The sequence below is a fragment of the Hamadaea sp. NPDC051192 genome (assembly GCF_040682475.1).
Classification (GTDB): Bacteria; Actinomycetota; Actinomycetes; order Mycobacteriales; family Micromonosporaceae; genus Hamadaea; species Hamadaea flava.
The window spans coordinates 1-4,037 of record NZ_JBFBAZ010000267.1 but is presented as its reverse complement, the minus strand read 5'-3'; the positions used below and the strand labels follow the sequence as shown (position 1 = coordinate 4,037).

General features: G+C 73.6%; 4 protein-coding genes. All 4 read left to right on the top strand.

Features of this window, described 5'->3' with window-relative positions; all coding sequences use genetic code 11:
- A partial coding sequence (locus AB0M47_RS42285; RefSeq protein WP_363424578.1) for a WxL domain-containing protein occupies positions 1–618 on the top strand: 618 nt, incomplete at its 5' end.
- A 73-nt stretch (positions 619–691) separates the two neighbouring features.
- On the top strand, positions 692–1,642 hold the full coding sequence (locus tag AB0M47_RS42280; protein ID WP_363424575.1) for a DUF916 domain-containing protein: 951 nt from the start codon (positions 692–694) through the stop codon (positions 1,640–1,642).
- Between the two features lie 152 nt (positions 1,643–1,794).
- Complete coding sequence (locus tag AB0M47_RS42275) at positions 1,795–2,808, top strand: hypothetical protein (protein WP_363424573.1); 1,014 nt, start codon at positions 1,795–1,797, stop codon at positions 2,806–2,808.
- 2 nt (positions 2,809–2,810) lie between these two features.
- Positions 2,811–4,037, top strand: a 1,227-nt coding sequence (locus AB0M47_RS42270; protein ID WP_363424571.1) for an ABC transporter substrate-binding protein, incomplete at its 3' end; no start/stop codon positions are given.

Below are 4,037 nucleotides of genomic sequence, written 5' to 3'. Positions count from 1 at the left end.
ATCAGCGGCGGGTACGTCGTCAACGACGCCGCCACCGCGTACATCGGCGCTTCGTCCGGCGCCGGGCCCACGACCCTCTTCGCCATCGCGACCTGGACGGCCTCGGCCGACGCCTGCGTCGCGAAGACCGGCGACGCGGCGACCGGGACCTGCGCCCTGACCTACAACCTGTCGCAGACCGTCGTCGCGGGCAACCTCGCGATGAGCCGCGCGGCGGGAACCGGCAACATCGCGCTGTCCGCCGTCACCCTCGACGGCACGGTCCACACCAGCACCGGCGACCTCGCGGTGATCACGGTGGCGGACCATCGCGGCAGCACCTTCGGCTGGAGCCTGGTCGGCACCGTCACCGACTTCACCGGCACCACCGGTGGCACCCTGCCGAAGGCGAACCTGTCCTGGACTCCGGTCTGCACCGCCACCAGCGGCGCGGACAACGCGGTCACCGCCGCGGCCGGCACCGCCGGTCCGGTCGACGCCGCGACGTTGTGCTCGGCTCCGGCCAGCGCGACCGGCACCGGCGGCAGCTTCGACGCTTCCGCGACGCTCGCCCTGACGGTGCCGGCGAACCAGCTGGCCGGCGCCTACACCGCGACGCTCACGCTCACGCTGAGCTGACCGGGAACCGGTGGGGGCGGGCGCTATCCGTCCCCACCGGCCCACCCCATCCCATCATCTGCGGGAGAGGCCCATGCGACGACCGTCCCGGCTCGGCCGTGCGATCGCCGGCGCGCTGCTGGCCGTCCTGGCCGTGCCCATCGTGCCCGCTGCGCCCGCGTACGCCACTGGCAACGGCCGCTGGTCGGTCGCGCCGACGCCGCCCCGGCAGTCGTCCGCCGCGCCCCGGGTCTACTTCTTCCTCGAGTCGCCGCCGGGCCAGACCGTCATCGACTCGGTACGCGTGACCAACCACACCGACAAGCCACTGGCCTTCCAGCTGTATCCGGCCGACGCGTTCAACACCGTCGCCGACGGCGGATTCGGGCTCCTCGCCGCGGACCAGACGCAGCACGGCATCGGTGCCTGGACCCGGCTCTCCGCAGGGACCGTCGTGCTGCCCGCCGGCGGCAGCGCCGACGTCGCGTTCACCGTCACCGTCCCGGCCAACGCGCCCCCCGGCGACCACGTCGGTGGGGTCGTCGCCGCGGAGGCCGTGCCCAGTGGGCGTACCGGGGCCGGTGCGGACGTGGCCGTCCGGCAGGCCGTCGGAGCACGCCTCTACCTGCGGGTCAGTGGCACCGCCGTGCCCGGCCTGGCGGTCTCGGACCTGACAGCGAACCGGCGGGAGCTCGCCTACTCGGTGGCCAACACCGGCAACGTGCATCTCGCTCCCGCGATCGACATCCGCAGCTCGGGGTTGTTCGGGCATGCCGTACGCCACGGCACTCCGGCGCAGCTGGACCTGATCCCCGGCGCCCGGTCCCGGCTGCGCGCGGCGTTGAGCGGGGTGTGGCCCGTCGACGTCGTCACCACGACCGTCACGCTGACCGCCGACGGCGGCGTACGCGGTCAGGCGTCCACGACGACGCTGGTCGGCGTGTGGCCCGCGATCGGCGTCGTGATCGTCCTGGTCGCCGGGACCGGGTGGTTGCTGCATCGGCGCCGCCGCGCCCGGCGTCTGCGACCGCGCAGGCTCGCATGACCGCCCGTCGGACGGCAGCCGTCCTCTGCAGAGCGCTACTCGCGAGCGCCGCCGGTCGGAGGGCAGCCGTCCTCTGCGCAGCGCAACTGGCGAGCGCCGCCCGTCGGACGGCAGCCGTCCTTTGTGGATTTCTGCTGGCGAGTGCCGTCGCGATGAACGTGCCCGCGTACGCGTCGGCGGGGCGAAGCGTCACGCTGAACGTGCCCCGCGCCGCACCCGGCGACGCCGTCCAGGTGACCGGGGCCGGGTGGCCCGCCGGGCAGCTGATCCAGCTCACCACCTGCGGGCAGTTGGCCCTGCCGGGGTCCGCGGCGTGCGACCTGCGGCTGGCGCTCGCGGCGAGCGTACGCCCCGACGGCGGTTTCACCCTCACCATCACCCTCGGCGATCCGCCCCGGCCGTGCCCGTGCGTCGTGCACGTGGCGGCGGTCGGCACCGGGCCGGACATCCACGTCGACGCGCCGATCGAGATCGCCGGGCACGCCGTCGGCCCGCTGCCCACGCCGGCCGCGAATCTGGCCACTGTGGACGTCGTCGAGACGCGGCTCACCGGTGGCGGCAGGCTGTCGGCGTGGTTCGGCGGACCGCAGCACCGCACCCTCGTCTACACCGTACGCAACGGCGGCCCGGAGGCGCTGGTCAACGTGCCGATCACCGTCCAGGTGGGACGCGCCGCCACTCCGGCTGCCGCACCCGACACCGGGCAGTTGAAGCCCGGCGAGACGCGTACGTATCGGGTGCCGGTGACGATCCCGTTCGCTGCGTTCGGCGCGTACCCGGTGACGGTCGAGATCGGCGGAGCCGGTCGGGCGCGGGCGGTGCATCAGGCGTACCCGTGGGGTCTGGTCTTGGTCAATGTCCTGGGCCTGGGCCTGATCGCGGCTGGAGTCATCCGCAGAGTCCGGCGGGTGCGCTCGCGCGGCGCGGGACCGCAGCTGGCGCTGGCCGACGACGTGCTGTTGCCCGCGGTCGTGCGCGTGCCGGAGCTGCGCGCCTACCTGGTGTTCGACGACGCGCCCGGCAGCCGCCGCCTGCGCCGGCTCGCCGGTGGCCGGGTGGCCGCGTTCGACCTGCGTGACCTGCTGGTGCGGCGGCAGGCCGAGCCGACCGCGGTCGTGGATCTCGACGCCCTCGACGCCTACCTCGCGGCCCGATCGGAAGGATGACGATGGACCGATCCCTTGTGCTGCGCACCATCGCCGCCGGCGCCGCGGTGGCCCTCGCGTTCACCGGGTGTTCCGCCGTCATGCCCGGCGCACTGGACCAGCGGGGTGGCGGGGTGAGCGTGCCGGGCGTCACCGCCGACACGGTCACGGTCGTCTTCGTCGGCGTCGACCTCGGCGCGACCAGCCAGCTCACCGGCTTCACCACCGCGCCGGCCGGCGATCCGGCCAAGCAGGTCGAGGCGCTGGCTGACCACGTCAACGCCCATGGCGGCATCGCAGGCCGCAAGCTGAAGGCGGTCTTTCGCTCCTATGAGGCCAGTGACGACTCCCCGGCCGCCGAGGAGCGACTGTGCAATCAGGTCACCCAGGACGATCGTGCGTTCGCCGTCGTGCTCACCGGGCAGCTGCAGGCCAACGCCCGGCCCTGTTACGCGCGCCGCAACACCCTGGTCCTGGACGCCACGCTGATCGCGACCGACACCAAGACCTATCGCGAGCTGTCGCCCTACCTCTGGTCGGCCAGCTTCCCCGGCTACGACGAGTTCGTCCAGGCGTTGGTGCGCACCCTGGCCGGTGAGCGCTTCTTCGACGGCGTCCAGACGGTGGGCGTCGTCGCCGCCGACGCCCCCATCAACCGATCCGTTTACGACGCACTGGCCAAGCCACAGCTGGCGGCACTGGGCGTCACGCCGACGGTGTCCTGGATCGACACCACCGATCTGGGCACCCTCAACGCGGGCCTCAATCAGGCGGCCGTCGACTTCCGCAGCAAGGGCATCCAGCGGGTGATGTTCCTGGGCGGCGCGCGGCTCGCGGCGTTCTTCCTGACCGCCGCCGCGGCGCAGGACTTCACCGCCCGCTACGCGGTGTCCAGCTTCGACAATCCGTCGTTCCTGGTGAACAACCCCGCGACGATCCCGGCCGCGGCGTTGCGCGGCATGGTCGGCGTCGGGTTCAACCCGAGCCAGGACGTGCCCGACCGCCAGTACCCGTTCCCGTCCACCCAGGCGGAGAAGGACTGCGTCGGCATCTTCGCCGCCGCCGGGCAGTCGTTCGCCACCCGGGAGAACGCCCGGGTCGCGTTGCCGTACTGCGACGCCGTCACGCTGCTCGCCGCGGCCACGCGCGACCTCGGCCCCGGGCTCAGCGCCGCCGCCTTCACCCAGGCCGCGCAGGCGCTCGGCACGTCGTTCGCCCCGGCGGCCGGGTTCAGCGGCCGGCTCGACGGC

Coding starts and splice junctions, on each gene's coding strand:
- AB0M47_RS42280 (WP_363424575.1), top strand. CDS start 692: ATGCGACGACCGTCCCGGCTCGGCCGTGCGATCGCCGGCGCGCTGCTG.
- AB0M47_RS42275 (WP_363424573.1), top strand. CDS start 1,795: ATGAACGTGCCCGCGTACGCGTCGGCGGGGCGAAGCGTCACGCTGAAC.